The organism is Sulfurospirillum multivorans DSM 12446, assembly GCF_000568815.1.
Classification (GTDB): Bacteria; Campylobacterota; Campylobacteria; order Campylobacterales; family Sulfurospirillaceae; genus Sulfurospirillum; species Sulfurospirillum multivorans.
Genome location: NZ_CP007201.1, coordinates 1,427,593 through 1,444,302, shown reverse-complemented (window position 1 = coordinate 1,444,302; position 16,710 = coordinate 1,427,593). Strand labels below are relative to the sequence as shown.

At 41.4% G+C, this 16,710-nt stretch carries 14 protein-coding genes; 5 read left to right on the top strand and 9 right to left on the bottom strand.

All coding sequences use genetic code 11. The features are described from left to right. Window positions 1–5: 5 nt before the first annotated feature. The 9 genes from SMUL_RS07375 to SMUL_RS07335 form a co-directional block, all read right to left on the bottom strand. Window positions 6–1,214 carry an acetate/propionate family kinase gene (locus tag SMUL_RS07375; protein ID WP_025344619.1) on the bottom strand — a complete coding sequence of 403 codons (1,209 nt, stop codon included), beginning with the start codon at window positions 1,212–1,214 and terminating at the stop codon, window positions 6–8. Beyond that, on the bottom strand, window positions 1,211–3,319 hold the full coding sequence (pta, locus tag SMUL_RS07370) for a phosphate acetyltransferase (RefSeq protein WP_025344618.1): 2,109 nt from the start codon (window positions 3,317–3,319) through the stop codon (window positions 1,211–1,213). Before pta ends, SMUL_RS07375 begins: the two co-directional genes overlap by 4 nt. Window positions 3,320–3,388: 69 nt before the next feature. Beyond that, window positions 3,389–4,825 (bottom strand): Mur ligase family protein, encoded by a 1,437-nt coding sequence (locus SMUL_RS07365; RefSeq protein WP_025344617.1) that lies wholly within the window; start codon window positions 4,823–4,825, stop codon window positions 3,389–3,391. A gap of 5 nt (window positions 4,826–4,830) precedes the next feature. Further along, window positions 4,831–5,103 carry an acylphosphatase gene (locus SMUL_RS07360; RefSeq protein ID WP_038533178.1) on the bottom strand — a complete coding sequence of 91 codons (273 nt, stop codon included), beginning with the start codon at window positions 5,101–5,103 and terminating at the stop codon, window positions 4,831–4,833. After that, window positions 5,097–5,816 (bottom strand): alpha/beta fold hydrolase, encoded by a 720-nt coding sequence (locus SMUL_RS07355; protein WP_025344615.1) that lies wholly within the window; start codon window positions 5,814–5,816, stop codon window positions 5,097–5,099. Before SMUL_RS07355 ends, SMUL_RS07360 begins: the two co-directional genes overlap by 7 nt. After that, window positions 5,809–6,033, bottom strand: a complete 225-nt coding sequence (locus SMUL_RS07350) for a type II toxin-antitoxin system Phd/YefM family antitoxin (protein WP_025344614.1) — start codon at window positions 6,031–6,033, stop codon at window positions 5,809–5,811. Before SMUL_RS07350 ends, SMUL_RS07355 begins: the two co-directional genes overlap by 8 nt. Before the next feature lie 50 nt (window positions 6,034–6,083). Continuing rightward, window positions 6,084–7,118, bottom strand: coding sequence for a D-alanine--D-alanine ligase (locus SMUL_RS07345; RefSeq protein ID WP_025344613.1), 1,035 nt, complete (start codon window positions 7,116–7,118; stop codon window positions 6,084–6,086). A gap of 12 nt (window positions 7,119–7,130) precedes the next feature. Next, window positions 7,131–7,688, bottom strand: coding sequence for a Holliday junction branch migration protein RuvA (gene ruvA / locus SMUL_RS07340; protein ID WP_025344612.1), 558 nt, complete (start codon window positions 7,686–7,688; stop codon window positions 7,131–7,133). Beyond that, the gene (locus SMUL_RS07335) at window positions 7,685–9,616 is read right to left on the bottom strand and encodes a flagellar assembly protein A (protein WP_025344611.1); all 1,932 of its coding nucleotides are present in this window, start codon (window positions 9,614–9,616) and stop codon (window positions 7,685–7,687) included. The genes ruvA and SMUL_RS07335 overlap by 4 nt, the downstream gene beginning before the upstream one ends. Before the next feature lie 136 nt (window positions 9,617–9,752). Here SMUL_RS07335 and murJ point away from each other — a divergent pair, with 136 nt between their 5' ends. The 5 genes from murJ to SMUL_RS07310 all read left to right on the top strand — a co-directional run bounded on the left by murJ (window position 9,753) and on the right by SMUL_RS07310 (window position 16,709). After that, complete coding sequence (gene murJ, locus SMUL_RS07330; protein WP_025344610.1) at window positions 9,753–11,162, top strand: murein biosynthesis integral membrane protein MurJ; 1,410 nt, start codon at window positions 9,753–9,755, stop codon at window positions 11,160–11,162. Next, window positions 11,149–12,546, top strand: coding sequence for a cysteine--tRNA ligase (cysS, locus tag SMUL_RS07325; protein WP_025344609.1), 1,398 nt, complete (start codon window positions 11,149–11,151; stop codon window positions 12,544–12,546). The genes murJ and cysS overlap by 14 nt, the downstream gene beginning before the upstream one ends. Further along, on the top strand, window positions 12,547–14,262 hold the full coding sequence (locus tag SMUL_RS07320; RefSeq protein WP_025344608.1) for an ABC transporter ATP-binding protein: 1,716 nt from the start codon (window positions 12,547–12,549) through the stop codon (window positions 14,260–14,262). A 74-nt stretch (window positions 14,263–14,336) separates the two neighbouring features. Beyond that, entirely contained in the window at window positions 14,337–15,401 is a 1,065-nt protein-coding gene (locus tag SMUL_RS07315) for a quinone-dependent dihydroorotate dehydrogenase (RefSeq protein WP_025344607.1), read from the top strand. Between the two features lie 48 nt (window positions 15,402–15,449). Beyond that, window positions 15,450–16,709 carry a M16 family metallopeptidase gene (locus SMUL_RS07310; RefSeq protein ID WP_025344606.1) on the top strand — a complete coding sequence of 420 codons (1,260 nt, stop codon included), beginning with the start codon at window positions 15,450–15,452 and terminating at the stop codon, window positions 16,707–16,709. The last annotated feature ends 1 nt before the right edge of the window (window position 16,710 follow it).

Sequence of the window (16,710 nt, the reverse complement as noted above, 5' to 3'; positions counted from 1 at the left end):
TAATTTTAGTGATGTTTTTCGATCATCTCCATCGTTTCCATTGCGATTTCCAACTCTTCGTTTGTAGGGATAACTAATACTTTGACCTTGCTATCTGGTGCGCTAATTTGCAGAATATCACTTGAGCGCATTTCATTGAGCAGTGGATCAATTATAATGCCAAAATTCTCTAAATTTTCACACGACTTAAGGCGAACCCCGCTATCATTTTCACCAATACCTCCCGTAAATACGATGCAATCAACACGACCAAGTACTGCACTGTAAGAGCCAATGTACTTTTTCAGACGGTAGTTAAACATATCACGCGCAAGCTGAGCTTTTTCATCGCCCTCTTCTGCCATTTGTGTAATTTCTCGCATGTCGTTGCTTCCGCATATCCCTTTTAAACCACTCTCTTTATTGAGCATTTTATCTAGATCATCGAGTGTCAGCCCACGCTTTCGTGCCAAATAGAACAAAATAGCAGGGTCAATATCGCCACTGCGTGTTCCCATAATGAGCCCTTCAAGCGGCGTTAAGCCCATAGACGTATCCACACTTTTACCATTTTCAATAGCAGCAACACTCGCACCGTTGCCTAAGTGAAGCGTAATGGCATTGAGGGTATTGACATCTTGCTTCAGGTATTTGGCGGCTTCTTTCACAATGTAGCGATGGGATGTTCCATGAAAACCATAACGACGAATGCGTAAATCATCATAATATTTGTAAGGAATCGCGTACATGTAAGCGTATTTTGGCAATGTTGAATGAAAAGCAGTGTCAAAAATGGCCACTTGAGGCACATTAGGGCTTTGGTGCACCGCGACCCTCATTCCTGCTAAATGTCCAGGATTGTGCAAGGGTCCTAGAGGAATCAGCCGCTCAATCTCCGACATGACATACTCATTGACCATCGCAGGTTCTTGAAACGAAGCGCCTCCTTGAACGACACGATGCCCGATGCCATCAAGTTCATTCAGATCCTCAATCACACCCGAGTGAATCAACGCTTGACTCATCCATTTGAGTGCCTCATCATGATCAGGAATAGCACATTTTTGCTCCCGTTTATGCTCAACATCGTCCGCATCTTTGTACTTAATTTTAGCCATCGACTCTTTTTCGCCGATTTGCTCAATCATACCACTGGCGAGAACGGCATTATTTGCCATATTAAAGAGTTGGTATTTAACAGAAGAACTACCCGCATTTAAGACTAAAATTTTCACTTAATATCTCCATCATTGGTTTGTGCTTGAATGGCTGTAATGGCTACGGTATTGACAATATCAGGGACTAAACATCCACGGCTTAAGTCGTTAACTGGTTTTCTAAGGCCTTGTAAAACGGGACCAATGGCAACCGCACCTGAGCTTCTTTGAACCGCTTTGTAGGTGTTATTGCCTGTATTAAGATCGGGGAAGATAAAGATCGTTGCTTTACCAGCGACCTGACTGTTTGGCAGTTTGGTTTTAGCAACACTTGGATCAATGGCAGCGTCGTATTGAATCGGACCTTCGACCAATAAATCAGGACGTGTCTCTTTGACAATTTTGGTTGCAAGGCGAACTTTTTCAACCTCTTCACCCTTGCCTGAATCACCCGTAGAGTAAGAGAGCATCGCGATTTTTGGCTCAATGCCAAACATTTTCGCGGTATCGGCAGAGGAGATAGCAATTTGCGCAAGCTCTTCCGCATTTGGGTCTTGATTGACAGCACAATCGCCATAAACCAACACACGTGTATCCAAACACATAAAGAAAAGGCTCGAAACAATGGAAATACCCGGCTTAGTTTTGATGATCTGAAGCGCAGGTCGAATCGTCTCTTGTGTCGTGTGAATAGCGCCTGAAACCATGCCATCTGCATGTCCAAGATAGACCATCATCGTTCCAAAGTAATTTTTCATCATCATGCTATCGCGTGCCACATCAAGCGCAAGCCCTTTGGCTTTTCGCATCTCGTAAAACGACGTCACAAACTCATCCATAAGCGGAGAATTTAACGGATCGATGATGGTCGCTTTGCTAATGTCTAGTCCAAGACTTGCACTTTTTTGGCGAACCTCTTCTTCAACACCTAAAAGAATAATATCAGCAACATCACGACGCAACAAAATCTCTGTTGCACGCAAAATACGCTCATCATTGCTCTCAGGTAAGACGATTTTTTTACGATCTCTTCTCGCACGCTCAAAAAGTGCATACTCAAACATAATAGGGGTAATAGCGCTTGTGGCTGATTCGGTGTCGATACACTTTTCAATCTCTGTGATATTGACATTGGAAGAGAAAAGTCCCATAGCCAGCGCAATTTTTCGCACACTTTGCGGGGTAATGGTTGCAGGAACCTTCGCAACATTGACTGCTGTATTAAAGGTGCCATCTTCCACACTTAAGATAGGAATGGAGAGATCTTTAAAGCCTGCAACAAGCTTGTTGATGGATTTGTGAGGCATCATACCAGCGGTCAGTAAAATACCTGAGATGTTCGGGTAATTGTTAGAAAAAACCGTACTCAAGCAGCCGACAATAATGTCAGAGCGATCACCTGAAGTGATAACCAAGTCGCCATCTTCGATGTATTCTAAGAAATTATCGAGTTTCATCGCTGCAATTTTGCTCTGTTTGACCACACGTCTGAGATCTTTTTCTTCACCGTAAATGTGCATACAGCCAAGCGCTTTTTTGATTTCAGCGACGGTTGGAGTGTCGAGTTCTGGAACTTCGGGTAAAAAATAGAGCGGTGCGCATTGTAAAGCATCTTGTTTTGAAAGCGCTTTGAGCTCTTCAGCTTCGTCTTCGCCTAAACGATTGACAAAGGTTGCAAAGTGTTGACAGCCTGCACCTTTAATCGCCTCTGCTTCAATCAAAATCTCATCCATCACCTCTTTGACGCTCTTATTTTTGCCTTTGAGGACACCAATAAAAGGGCTACTGAGATTTTTAGCAATGGAGAGATTGATGTCAAAATCAAGTGCTTGCGAAAAGTTAGACTGATTGAGCCCTTCAATGAGAACAAAATCATACTGGCTTTCCAAGATTTTGAGTTTATCAATAAGGTTTTCTAAAACGTGATTGAACTTATTTTCTGCAATTAAGCTTTCAACTTCATGTACCGTATAACCATAGGCATCTTTATACTCCATACCCAGTGCATAATACTCTAACATAAAGTTAATATCTTTATCGGCTCCACTGCCATCTAAAATGACAGGGCGAAAAAAAGCAACTCTCCCAAGACGGCTTTTTAACAGCTCCATAATACCCATCGCTACGATCAGACTGCCCGCTGCTGGCGCAAGCGATGAGATATATAAACTCTTCGTTTTCATCTCACTCCTTTTAAATTATCCCCTATCATACTTTAGATCGTATAACATTCGTATAATAAAATAGGATTTTTAGATAAAATTTGGAGCATCATTCGAAAAAAGTATCACATCTCCCGCATGCGTTTGTTCCGCCAAGGTCTCTTGGAGTTTTGATTTATCACTGAGTATAATCTTCTGCGCTTTTTTTACATGTAAGTCTAAGATCTCAACATTAGCCTTGCCTGTGAGGATCACCAGATCAAAAACAGCGTCTATTTTTTGCGCTAGAGCGGCATTGGCCTCTTCACTGCTTTCAACAATGCCTGGCGTGATGATCACTTTGCGCCCCACGTGCGTTGCAACAAGATCGTATGAGCTCAGCATGCCTTCTAAATTACCATTGTAACTATCATCAATAATAAGCTTTCCACCTGCTTCAATTTTTTGCAGACGATGCTCCACGCCTTGCAGATTTGCAACCGCTTCTTTAATCACAGAAAGTTCCAACCCCAACGCACGCGCAACGTGAATCGCAGCGGCAATATTGATAGCATTAAACGCGCCCAAAAGCTTACATGTAAAGTGCTCTTTAACGCCATCAAGCATCATAGAAAAGCTCAAACCGTGCAATGAGGCTTCAATATCGCTCAACTCAGAGCCAAATGAGAGGATCATCGAGGTTGGTTTAATGTTGGCACTCTCATGCACAAAAGCGTGTTCAAGTCGCGTTGAGTTGATCATCTCCATTTTGGTATTGCGGATGTTTTCAAGCGTTTTAAAGTACTCAATATGCTGTTCTCCAATGCACCCAACCACGGCGATATGCGGATGAACCAGTCGCGCAATCTCATCAATGTCACCTCGCACACGTGCTCCTGCTTCAACGATGTAAACATCGCATACATCAGGTAGTGATTCATTAATGTCTTTGATGATGCCTCCAAGAGTATTGACACTGCGAGGCGTTTTGTAGACCTTGAGTTGGCTGCTTAAAATCTGTGCCAGAAAATTTTTAATGCTCGTTTTTCCGTAACTGGCAGTAATGGCAACCACTTTGAGCTTTGGATTATTCATCAATGTGTGCTGTGCTTCTTTTTTAAACCCTTCAAAAAGGATCTTTTCGTACACCATACTTGCACATTGAGCCACCGCCAAAGGAATGATGATGCCCAGTTTGAAACATGAGGCAAGCATTAAACATAAAAGATCTTGAAACAAGGTTGCTACCATTAAAAAAAGGAAAAAGCGTTTGACGCGTGCCGTCCAAACCAATTTTTTGTCCATCTTTTTTTGCCAAACAAACAGCAGTGCTAAAAAGAGTGCAACAAACGCGTAGAGAAAAATGCCTTCTAAAAGATAGTAACCGATTAAAGGGAGCGCAAAGAAGTATAGATGCCAGTCGTAACGGTTGTAATGAAAGAAAATGCGCTCAAGCCTGTAGCTGTACCACTGCATTGCGGTGATAAAATAAAACCCGATTCCTAAAATAAAACACAGATGTACCACACTTAAAACCATTTGATCCATAACCCTTATCTCTTTTCAAAATCATCAAAGATCACTGCATCGATCTTTTTACATGTAACGTCATGAACCGCTGAAAACAGTGTTCCATCGTAAAGCTTGCTGATAAAAAACTCCAACTCTTCTTCAAATTCAGTGTTGATGACCACTTCAACGCTGCCGTCTTCAAGATTTTTCACATACCCGACATAGTCCAAAGCCTTTGCCACACTGAGCACAAAACGACGATACCCTACGCCTTGAACATGCCCTGTGACATTGAGCAGATAGGTATTCACCATCCAAACTCTCCCAGTGTTTTTTCAATCTGTTTTGCCTGTTTGATAAAAAAGAAGTGATCGCCTTCCATCGCATAAAAATGACTTCCTTTAATGAGAGAGTGCATCTTTTCGCCACTTGAAAGAGGGGTTGCGGTGTCCTCTTTTCCCCAAAACAGAAAGCTTTTGGCTTTACATGTAAGAAATTGCGCACTCAAGTCTTCGTTGACAACGCGTTTGAGAATTTCATACATCACGTTGCTCATTCCTTCCACATCTTTGGTTGCAAAGAAACGGTAGAACGAGCGTGGAGCAAAAGGTTTGAGCATTTTAAAAAGCGCTATTTTTACTCTGATTTTCAAGGATTTTGGCACAAGGATGCCAGCACTGGAGAGTAACACCAACACCTCTGGCTGAAGCAAGGTTGCGACTTTTCCCCCAAAGGAGTGTCCAAAAACGATAAGAGGCTTTACATGTAACGCTTTTAAAAAAACCTGAACAATATCTGCGTAGGTTCCTGTTTCAATGACATCATTAATGGAAGAAGCTCCAAATCCAGGAAGATCTAGATAGAGATGTTGATACGCGGGAAAGCACTTGCCAAACGCCTGCTTCATGATCTCTTTACTGCTTCCCCAGCCATGTAGAAACAGAATCGTTTGAGGTTGATGTTGATTGAGTAGCTCGTAGGAGAGCGCATACGTGCTATTTTGAAATACAATCTCTCTCTTAGCCATCACTCTTCTTTTTCGTGCTAGCGTAGATTTTTTCCAAAATATGAACCGCTTCGCTCATTTTTTCGTATTCGTCCACCGTGATCATCACCGCTTCAAAACGGTTATTTTTCACGATGACGATACGTTTGTTTTCGCCTTTGCTGATGCTTCCTAAGACGGAGCTAAAGTTGCGCACCATGTCGGTTGCTGTCATTATCTCGTTTTTAGCGTAGGTCATTCCATACCTTTGTGCAAAATTTTATGTAATATCTTACATAAACAACACTGTTACTTCCCTTTAGCGGCTTGAATCGAGTTAATATAACGGTACTCTTTGCTCATCGTAATATCTTTGGGTAAGTAGTTTGAAAGCGCTTTAATCACGCTATCAAAATCATCAAAAAGGTAATTTGCCATGCTTCCTGGAATGGGGTTGATCTCATTCAAATAAACTTTGCCCTCAACGACAAAGAAGTCACAACGAATGAGTGCGCCTAAAAAGAGTGGATCGTAAAGCCTCTCAAATGCCTCTTTAATGCCTGCTTCTTCTTGGGCATCAAGCGTGGCTTCATTGACTCTTTTGGTACGTGAAAAGTCCAAGTACTTTTTATCAAAGTCTAAAAATTCCTCTTTTTGAGGCTCTTCGATGATCGAAAATTGAAACGTATCAGTCTTGCACCCTGCAAGATTGTACTCTTTAACGCCACTGATAAAAGGCTCAATTAAAACCGTGTCATCAAATTCAAAGGCAACATCGAGCGCATACTCAAGCTCTTTTTTCTCTTTGACAATACCAATACCAATGGAGCTTCCAAGACGAAGCGGTTTGACAATAAAAGGATACGGAATACGAATCAGCTCATCACTGCCTTTGCGAAGCGCTTGGTAATCGAGCACATTGACACCCACTTCCCCAGCGTAGAGTTTCGTAAAAAGTTTGTTGTAACTGATGCAACTTCCCTCTGTGCGTGGACCAATGTAAGGCACACCAAAAAAATCAAGCATGGAGCTAAGTTTTCCATCTTCGCCATCTCTTCCATGCACAAGGTTAATCATCACATCAAAGGCAACTTTTTCTTCACCCAACATCTTTTTAGCGTAAAAACCACCCTGTTTGAGAAAAAGCGTTTTGTCTTTTTTGTACTCACCACTGCTAAAGCGTTTGGAGGTAATTTTATCGGTCGGGATCAGGTAAAAATTGCGTTCATAATCACAAAAAATATAAACAATGTCGCATTTTAGGACTTTTTTAAGCGCGATGGCACTCACCACGCTAATCTCATGTTCAAAACTTTGGGCGCCAAATAAAACGGCTACAGTCATTTTCTTCCTTTGTTAACTAAGCTTTCTAAGAGCTTCTTTGATCAGTGTTTGGGTATCAACTCCCTGACAGGTGCTCAGGACTTTTTTAATCATCTCTTTCTTAAATCCAAGGCTTTCAAGTGCCAAAGAGGCTTCGATCATGCTTCCAGAGCTGTGATCATCATAGTTTAATTGCAATGAAAAATCACTGAGTTCCACTAAGATACGCTTGGCACTTTTAGGGCCAATGCCCGGAACCTTTTGAAAGGCTTGCACATTTTGACTCACCAAGGCTTGCGCAAAATCATCAGGACTTAAAGTGGAGCAAACCGCCAAAGCCGTTGAAGGGCCAATGCCATTGAGTTTAATCAATGTATCAAACACTTTTTTCTCATTTTCATCGATAAATCCGTACAAACTGTGCTGATCTTCGCGGATAATTTGGCTTACATGTAACGCTATCACATCGGTGGTAATCTTTCCAATGCAGACCAAGGAGACAAAGACTTTATAGGTCAGTCCTGAGGCTGTTTTAATATGAACAAACGTCACCTCTTTTTTAACGACGTGTCCTTCAATTCCTACTATCATTTGTTGCTGTACTCCGTTGAACGCATCACTCTGTGTTCACCCGTTCCCATATCTTTAAGCGTAATTTCACGTGCGATTTCCCGCTCTTTAGGGTTGTACGTGACATCTTTTGGCGGATAAATCAGTCTAAAGCGTACTTCATTAAACTCTTTCCACGCCGAATGGTTGATGATTTTGGCGGAGAATACCTTATTTTGAACGCGATTGAGCTCTTCTCGGTACTCTTGCAACTCCTCTTTTTTATCTTTAAACGTTTGTAAAAAGGTGTTGTAATCAATCACTTTTTCTTGAAAATCTTTGATCTTAGCAAAAAGTGTCACAGGAGGCTCAACGCCGGTTCGCTTAAGCTCCATAATCTTCTCTTTGACCATCTCTGCCATTGGTTTATTTTTATCAATAAACTCTTTTTTAGAACTGAGCTGCCTTGGAAATGCTTTGAGCTCTTCTTCAAGCTTTTCGATCTTTTTATTGATCGACTCAATGAGCTCATTAAACTCTTTAGTCACACTTGGATCAATGATAAATTTGTTATTGGTTCCCTTAAGCTCCGTCACTTCTAAAATTTCCGAAGCCGTTATTTTAGCGTTAGACATAAGATTGTCGATTTTGACAATTTTGGCGATGATTTCACCACCGATCATATGTTTTACATGTACGGTATCGCCAACTACTTTCCCGCCTTCTAAGCGGTCAATTTCAACATCAACACCATTGGCTTCACCACGGTGAACTGCGATGATGATTTTATCGGCTTCAATGTAAGAGCTTTGATGGGTTTGCCCACCAATTTCAGCGATTTTGGCTTTAATTTTAGCGCCACTTCCGATGTTACCGTCCACATGCACTTCAGTGGTCTCCACACTCATTCCCGCACCAATGGCATCTTTTAAAATGTCTTTTTCTTTGATGTTGATCTTGATGTTTGAGCCCAAGCTTGCATCGATAGATCCCGTGGATTTAAAGCTAATCTCGTTAATCTCCATCTGATCTTGAATATCGTAGGTACCTTTGTCAAAATTGACATAACCACCACGACTGGCGATGTATTTGATGCTCGTTTCGCTCTCTTTTTTCGTCAAATTAGGGGTGATCAAGACAGGGGCATCATTGGCTTTTCGAGGCTCTTTCACAGGAATAAAAGCACCCCTACAATTGCGCCCAGGGGTACCAGCTTGCGGTTTAATGTACTCAATAATACACTCATCTTTGTCCACTGCTAAAACGAACCCTCGCTTGGAATAGTCTACTTTTCCATCGCTGCTTTTCGCATTAATTTTCTTTTTATAATGAAAGATCAGATCGTCATTCACACACGGTACTTCATCCACACCTTGACACACAACAAAGGTCTGATTTTGATCAATGATGCCATTAACGCGAATATTGGCAACAATTTTTTTGACCTCTTTGTACATGTTCTGGTCACGAATGCCTACCAAAATACCCGCTTTGATCTTTTTGATCTGAATATCTTCAATCATCTTCTCTTCAAGTTTTGGGGTAAATCGCACATCATTGCTTTTCGCAACCATAGCAATAATCTTGGTAAGGCTTTTATTACCGCTTAGTGTTATATCAGGAAGTGACGTGTGATCGTCCTCTTGATCTTCAATTTTATAAATTTCGATGCGGTAGTGTTGTGTGAGTTTAAGATTGGGATTGAGTAAAAAACCATCATCGTGCAAGAGTTTGAGCTCATCTTCATTCATCTCATTGTTTTCGCTCTTTTCATCACTGTAGTAAGTGGTTGTACGAAGCAGCGTAAACGCAAGATCCGTTACTTTCAGATGGTTCGCAATAGCAACATTTTTAACTTCTTTGATGACATTTGTGGTGTCGATAACGATGGATTTAAATTCAGAGGTTCCACCATCATTTTGATTTGCCCCGTCAGTATGAGTTCCCTTGATTTTGTCAAATAGCCCCAATGTTATGTACCTCAGTTTTTGTATGAGCCCTAATAATGCTCTGAATTAAATATCGACAAATGTGATATAAATGTTGCTTATCTTAGCGAAAAATAGATAAAAATTTCGTTTAAACGTTATTTAGATAAAATTCTAAATGCTTATAAAATCATTTTTCACAAACAGTATCGGAACACTGGTCTCACGTATCTTTGGATTTATCCGAGATATGCTGAGTGCTTCTATTTTAGGGGCTAATATTTACAGCGACATTTTCTTTGTTGCCTTTAAATTTCCCAATCTTTTTCGTCGTATTTTCGCCGAAGGTGCGTTTACACAAAGTTTTATTCCCAGTTTTATCAAATCACCGCGCAAGGCACTTTTTACCTATACCATTTTTTCACGATTTTTACTTTTCCTCATTATCTTCTCATTAATTGTCACAATTTTTAGTGAATTTTTTGCCAAAATGATTGCCTTTGGTTTTGATGATGAAACCGTAGCACTTTCCGCCCCTTTTGTTGCAATTAACTTTTATTATCTGCCGCTCATTTTTTGTGTCACGCTTTTTGGATCATTGCTGCAGTACAAACACCATTTTGCGGTCACGGCTTTTTCAACAGCACTGCTGAACATTGGCATGATAGCAGCACTGCTTTTATTTCAAAATTATGACCGTAAAACAATTGTGTATGCTTTAAGTTACGGTGTTTTAGTCGGTGGACTTTTGCAAGTCATCGCACATCTTTTGGCGCTTAAAAAAGATCGCTTTTTCAAATTTTTAGCCCTTGGGTTTAAGTACCGCCACAAAAAAGATGCGGCATTAGAAGAGAGTCGTAAAAGCTTTAACCGCTCCTTTTGGCACTCAGTTATTGGCAATTCAACACCGCAAATCGTCTCGTTTGTTGACACCACGCTGGCAAGTTTTCTCGTGACAGGTAGTATCAGCTATCTTTACTATGGGAACCGTATTTTTCAACTTCCGTTGGCTCTTTTTGCGATTGCGCTTACGACGGGACTTTTTCCTAGAATGACCCGCTTACTCAAAGCAGACAAAGAAGAAGAAGCTTCCAACCTTCTTTCTCAAGGTTTTTGGCTGTTAGCGTTTTTACTCACGACCTCCACATTGGGAGGCTTTATGCTCAGCGATGAAATCGTTTGGTTACTCTTTGAGCATGGCTCATTTTCAAAGCAAGATACCGCCAATACAGGGTTTGTGCTTGGGATGTACATGATCGGACTGATCCCTTTTGGGTTTTCTAAACTTTTTTCATTGTGGCTGTATGCGAGGATGCGCCAAAAAGAGGCGGCCATCATCGCGATGTACGCGCTTGCTGCCAATCTCATCTTCTCCTTTTCGCTGATCAAGCCCATGGGCGCCGCAGGACTAGCGCTTGCCGGTTCCTTGTCGGCGTTTGTTTTGCTCTTTTTTACCCTTCGCTCGTTTGGGCTAGCGAAGTTTTTTGCTATACTGTATAGTAAAAAAACACTTATATTAGTAGCGCTCCTTCTTGTGGAATGGGGCATTTTACGCTATGCAAAGGAACTTATTCATGTTTATATATGATTCGGTACAGAAGAAAAAGGTACCGTTTATTCCCCTTAAAGAAAACGAAGTTAAAATCTATGTCTGCGGACCAACGGTCTATGATGATGCGCACTTAGGACATGCTAGAAGTGCGATTGCCTTTGATCTTTTGCGTCGCGTGTTTACAGCACTAGGGTATACCGTCACGTTTGTTAAAAACTTCACCGACATTGATGATAAAATTATTCATAAAATGAAAGAGAGTGGTAAATCACTCGAAGAGATCACCTCCTTTTACATTGAGCGTTATAAAAACGAGATGCACGCTTTACATGTAAACGATGCCGACATTGAGCCAAAGGCGACGGAGAGCGTTGCGGAAATCATTTCGTTTGTCACCTCAATGCTGGATAAAGAAGTCGCGTATGCAACCAGTGATGGTATCTATTTTGATACGGCAAAAGATGCTAAGTACCTCTCCTTAAGCCACCGAATCCTTGAAGATGATGCCTCCCAATCACGGGTAAAACAAAAAGAGGAGAAAAAAGACCAAAAAGATTTTGCACTGTGGAAATTCTCCAAAGCCAATGAACCAAGCTACCCTGCTCCTTTTGGTGTGGGACGTCCTGGCTGGCACATTGAATGTTCAGCGATGATTGAAAAACACCTTGCTAGCAGTGGTGATTTTCAGATCGATATTCACGCAGGAGGCGCAGATCTCCTCTTTCCTCACCATGAAAATGAAGCGGCGCAAACGAGGTGCAAAAGTGGTCAAGAATTGGCAAAATACTGGATGCACAATGGCTTTGTAACGATTAGCGGTGAGAAGATGAGCAAGTCTCTTGGCAATAGCTTCTTTCTCAAAGATGCCTTAACGATTTACAGCGGCGAAGTGCTTCGTTTTTACCTGCTTGCAACGCATTACAGGGCTAATTTCAACTTTGCAGAAGAGGATCTTCTCAACACAAAAAAACGTCTTGATAAACTCTACCGTCTCAAAAAACGAGTCTTTGAAAGCACGCCAAGTGAAGTTTTGATGAGTTTCAAAGAGGCAATGCTTGAATCTTTGAGCGATGATCTCAACATCTCAAAAGCCTTAGCAAGTTTGGATGAGATGATCTCCTCAGCCAATGAAACGCTTGATACCAATCCCAAAGACAAAGTGCTCAAAGCCACAACCCATGCCAATTTACAGTGGATCGAATCCCTTTTGGGCATTGGACTGTACAATCCTTACATGTATTTTCAAATTGGGGTGAGTGAGGCCGAAAAAGAGGAGATTGAAGCATTGATCGAACAGCGCACTGTTGCTAAAAAAGCGAAAGATTTTGCCAAAGCGGATGAGATTCGCACGCTTTTGGAAGCCAAAGCGATTCAACTCATGGACACAGCACAAGGAACACAATGGGAAAAGGTCAACTAAATGCTCAGTATTAAAGGTGTTCTCGCACGGTTTTTTCCTTTTTTTAAAGACTATATTCCCTACTTTCTTTTAGCCATTTTAGGCATGGTGCTTTCCAGTGGTGGAACGGCGTATTCGGCGTATTTGGTGAAGCCTCTGTTAGATGAAATTTTCATCGCCAAAGATAAAGAGATGCTGCAACTCTTACCCTATGCGATCATCGCCGTTTACGCAACCAAAGAGGCGGGGCGTTATATGCAAGTTTACTTTACGGCGTATATTGGGCAAGATATTATCAAACGTTTTCGTGAAAACATTTTAGAAAATCTTTTAAAACTCGACCTCACGTTTTTTCATGAGTACCGAACGGGCGAGCTTATCAGTCGTAATACCAATGATGTTGAGCGTGTTAGAACCGTCGTTTCCAATCTTATTCCTGAATTTTTACGCGAGACATTGACTATTTTTGGGCTTGTGGGCGTTGTCATTTATCAAAGCCCTGAGCTTGCTTTTTATGCGTTGATTATCATGCCGTTGGCTATTTATCCGCTCAGCAAACTTTCAAAACGCATGAAAAAAGTTTCACGCGCTTCCCAAGAAAAAGTCTCAGACATTACCGCAAAACTGAGTGAAATTTTCAACAATATTGAAATCATTCAAGCCAATAATGCCCAAGGCTACGAACATTCACTCTTTAAAAAAGACAACGAACGCTATTTTAAACTTACAATGAAATCGGTTAAAGTCAATGAACTCGTCAGCCCCATTATGGAGACACTAGGCTCCATTGGTGTTGCAGTTGTCATTATCGTTGGTGGCAATGAAGTCATCGATGGTACGATGAGTGTGGGCTCCTTTTTCTCCTTTTTAACGGCTCTTTTTATGCTCTACACCCCTATCAAAAAGATCTCAGGGCTTTACAATAAGATGCAAGATGCCATTGTGGCAAGCGAGCGCATTTTCTTCTTGTTGGATCAAATCCCTTCTATTACCGATGGGAAAGAAGAAATTCCTTCCAAAATTGAGACCATCACCTTTGAGAATGTTTCGCTCTCATACGGCGAAAAACAGGCTTTAAAAGAGGTAACACTTGAGGCAAAATCGGGCGAAATGATCGCACTCATTGGTGATAGCGGTGGCGGAAAGAGTTCGCTTATGAACATGCTGATGCGCTTTTACGACCCGAGCGAGGGGAGTATTTGCATTAATGGAAAGAATCTTAAAACATTCACGTTGCACAATCTTCGCCATAATATTGCGATGGTCACACAGCGCGTTTACATTTTTCACGACACCATTGCAGCGAACGTGGCGTATGGCAAAGAGGTTGATGAAGCCAACGTCATTGATGCGCTTCAAAAAGCCAATGCGTACGAGTTTGTACAAAATCTGCCGCTGGGAATTCATACCCATTTGGATGAATTTGGCACCAATCTCTCAGGCGGTCAACGCCAGCGCATCGCCATTGCACGCGCCATTTACACCAATCCTCAAGTGCTTATTTTGGATGAAGCCACCTCGGCACTTGATTCACACAGTGAGCAAAAAATCACCGAAGCGATTGAATATCTGATTAAAGACAAGATTACCTTTGTGATCGCGCACCGTTTGAGCACGATTAAAAAAGCAGATAAAATTGTCCTGCTCAAGCACGGTAAAATTTCTGCCATTGGCAGCGACGAAGAGCTCTTAAACAGCTCCAAAGAGTACCTCAATCTAAAAGGTCTGCAACACTAAAACTGCCCAAAAATCAACCATCTTTTATCTTTAATGGGGTATAATCGCGTACTTAATATTGAAGGAAATCGAAGATGGTTGATTATTTTGGTTTGATGAAAAAATGTATGTTTAACTTCTCGCCAGAGAATGCACACCATATCGCAGAATTTTTCTTTAAACAGGGTGCTAATTTAACACCTTTTATCCTTACACCTTTAGCAGAGCACTTTCTCATCCACGATAAACGCCTTGAACAGCAGCTTTTTGGTAAAACCTTTCTCAATCCTTTGGGTCTCGGTGCTGGTTTTGATAAAAATGCCACGATGATTAAAATGCTCACTGCCCTTGGATTTGGACATATCGAGTATGGCACGATTACGCCTGAGCCACAAAGCGGTAATGCACAACCACGCCTGTTTCGTTTTGTCGAGCAAGAGTCCATCCAAAATGCGATGGGGTTTAACAATGAAGGCATGTACAAGGTCGGCAAACGACTGGAAACCCTCTACCCTTTTGCAACGCCTTTGGGTGCGAACATTGGAAAAAACAAAATAACAACGGCAGAAAATGCGCTTAAAGATTACGAAAAGTTGATTCAGCGTTTTAAAGATTTGAGCGATTATTTGGTCATCAATATCTCTTCGCCTAATACCCCAGGTCTTAGAGATTTGCAAAATGAGCAGTTTATTAAAGATCTTTTTGTAATGGCAAAAGAGCTTACATGTAAACCTGTTTTACTTAAAATTGCGCCTGATCTTGCGATGGATGATGCTTTACATGTAAGCTCAACTGCGCTTGAAAATGGTGCTGCGGGTATCGTGGCAACGAATACAACGATTGACTACTCCTTGCTTCCCAACGCCAAAGATTTTGGTGGCATTAGTGGTAAAGTGTTGTGTGAGAAAAGTTTTGCGATGTTTGAAGCACTCGCTAAAGAGTTTTACGGTAAAACAACCCTCATTTCCGTCGGTGGCATTGATTCAGCCGATGAAGCGTACCGAAGGCTTAAAGCGGGAGCGAGTTTGATCCAAGTCTATTCAGCCTTCATTTTCAAAGGACCTTCGCTCAATCGAGCGATCAATTTAGGCATTTTAGAGCGTATGGACAGAGATGGATTTACGCATATTAACGAAGTTATAGGAAGCGACAGGAGATGATAACAGATGAAAAAGGTACTACTATTTTTAACATTTTTAGGAGCATTGATGGCTAATTCACTTCCTGAGCACTTTACCAAAACCTTGGAGAATGGTCTACAAATCGTTGTCATTCCCATGCACAATAAAAGTGATGTCATCACAACAGACATTTTTTACAAAGTCGGCAGTGGTAATGAAATTATGGGAAAAAGCGGCATTGCTCACATGCTGGAGCATCTCAATTTTAAATCCACCAAAAACCTCAAAACGGGTGAATTTGACGAAATTGTCAAAGGCTTTGGAGGGGTGAATAACGCCTCTACAGGGTTTGATTTTACACACTACTACATCAAAAGTTCCTCCAAGAATTTGCCAAAATCGTTGGAACTTTTTGCAGAACTGATGCAAAATCTCAAACTCTCCGATGAAGAGTTTCAACCAGAGCGCAATGTGGTACTCGAAGAGCGCCTTTGGAGAACCGATAACTCTCCGATTGGGTATCTCTACTTCAGACTTTTTAATAACGCATTTACCTATCATCCGTATCACTGGACACCAATTGGGTTTAAAGACGACATTAAAAACTGGAGCATTGAAGACATTCGTAGTTTTCACGCTAAGTATTATCAACCCTCAAATGCTATCGTTGTTGTAGCAGGCGACATTGAACCTGAAGAGGTTTTTAGCAACGTTACCAAATACTTTGGTGAGATTAAAAACGCGACTTCTGTTCCAGCAGCGCATCATCAAGTCGAGCCACAGCAAGATGGCGCAAAACGTCTGCTCATTAAAAAAGAGAGCGAAGTGGAAATGGTGGCAATCGCCTACAAAATCCCTAACTTTGCACACAAAGATCAAGTCGCATTATCTGCTTTAAGCGAACTTCTAAGCAGTGGAAAGAGCAGTAAACTTCACCGAATTTTGGTTGATGAAAAAAAACTGGTCAATCAAATCTATGGTTATGCGATGGAAGCCAAAGACCCTTCTGTCTTCTTGTTTTTAGCCGTTTGTAACCCTGGTGTGAAAGCGGAGAGCGTTGAAGTAGAGATTTTAAACATCATTGAAAGCCTTAAAAAAGGCGATGTGAGTGATCGCGATATTGAAAAGATTAAGATCAACACACGAGCCGATTTCATACACAATTTAGAGAGTTCAAGCGAGCTTGCAACGTTGTTTGGCTCATATTATGCCAAGGGGAACATCTCCCCATTATTAACCTATGAAGAAGGCATCAATGCGCTGAAAAAAGAGGATATTATCAAAGCTGTCACGACCTATTTGGTTCCACAATCATCCACAACTGTGATATTAAGAAAGGATTACTAAC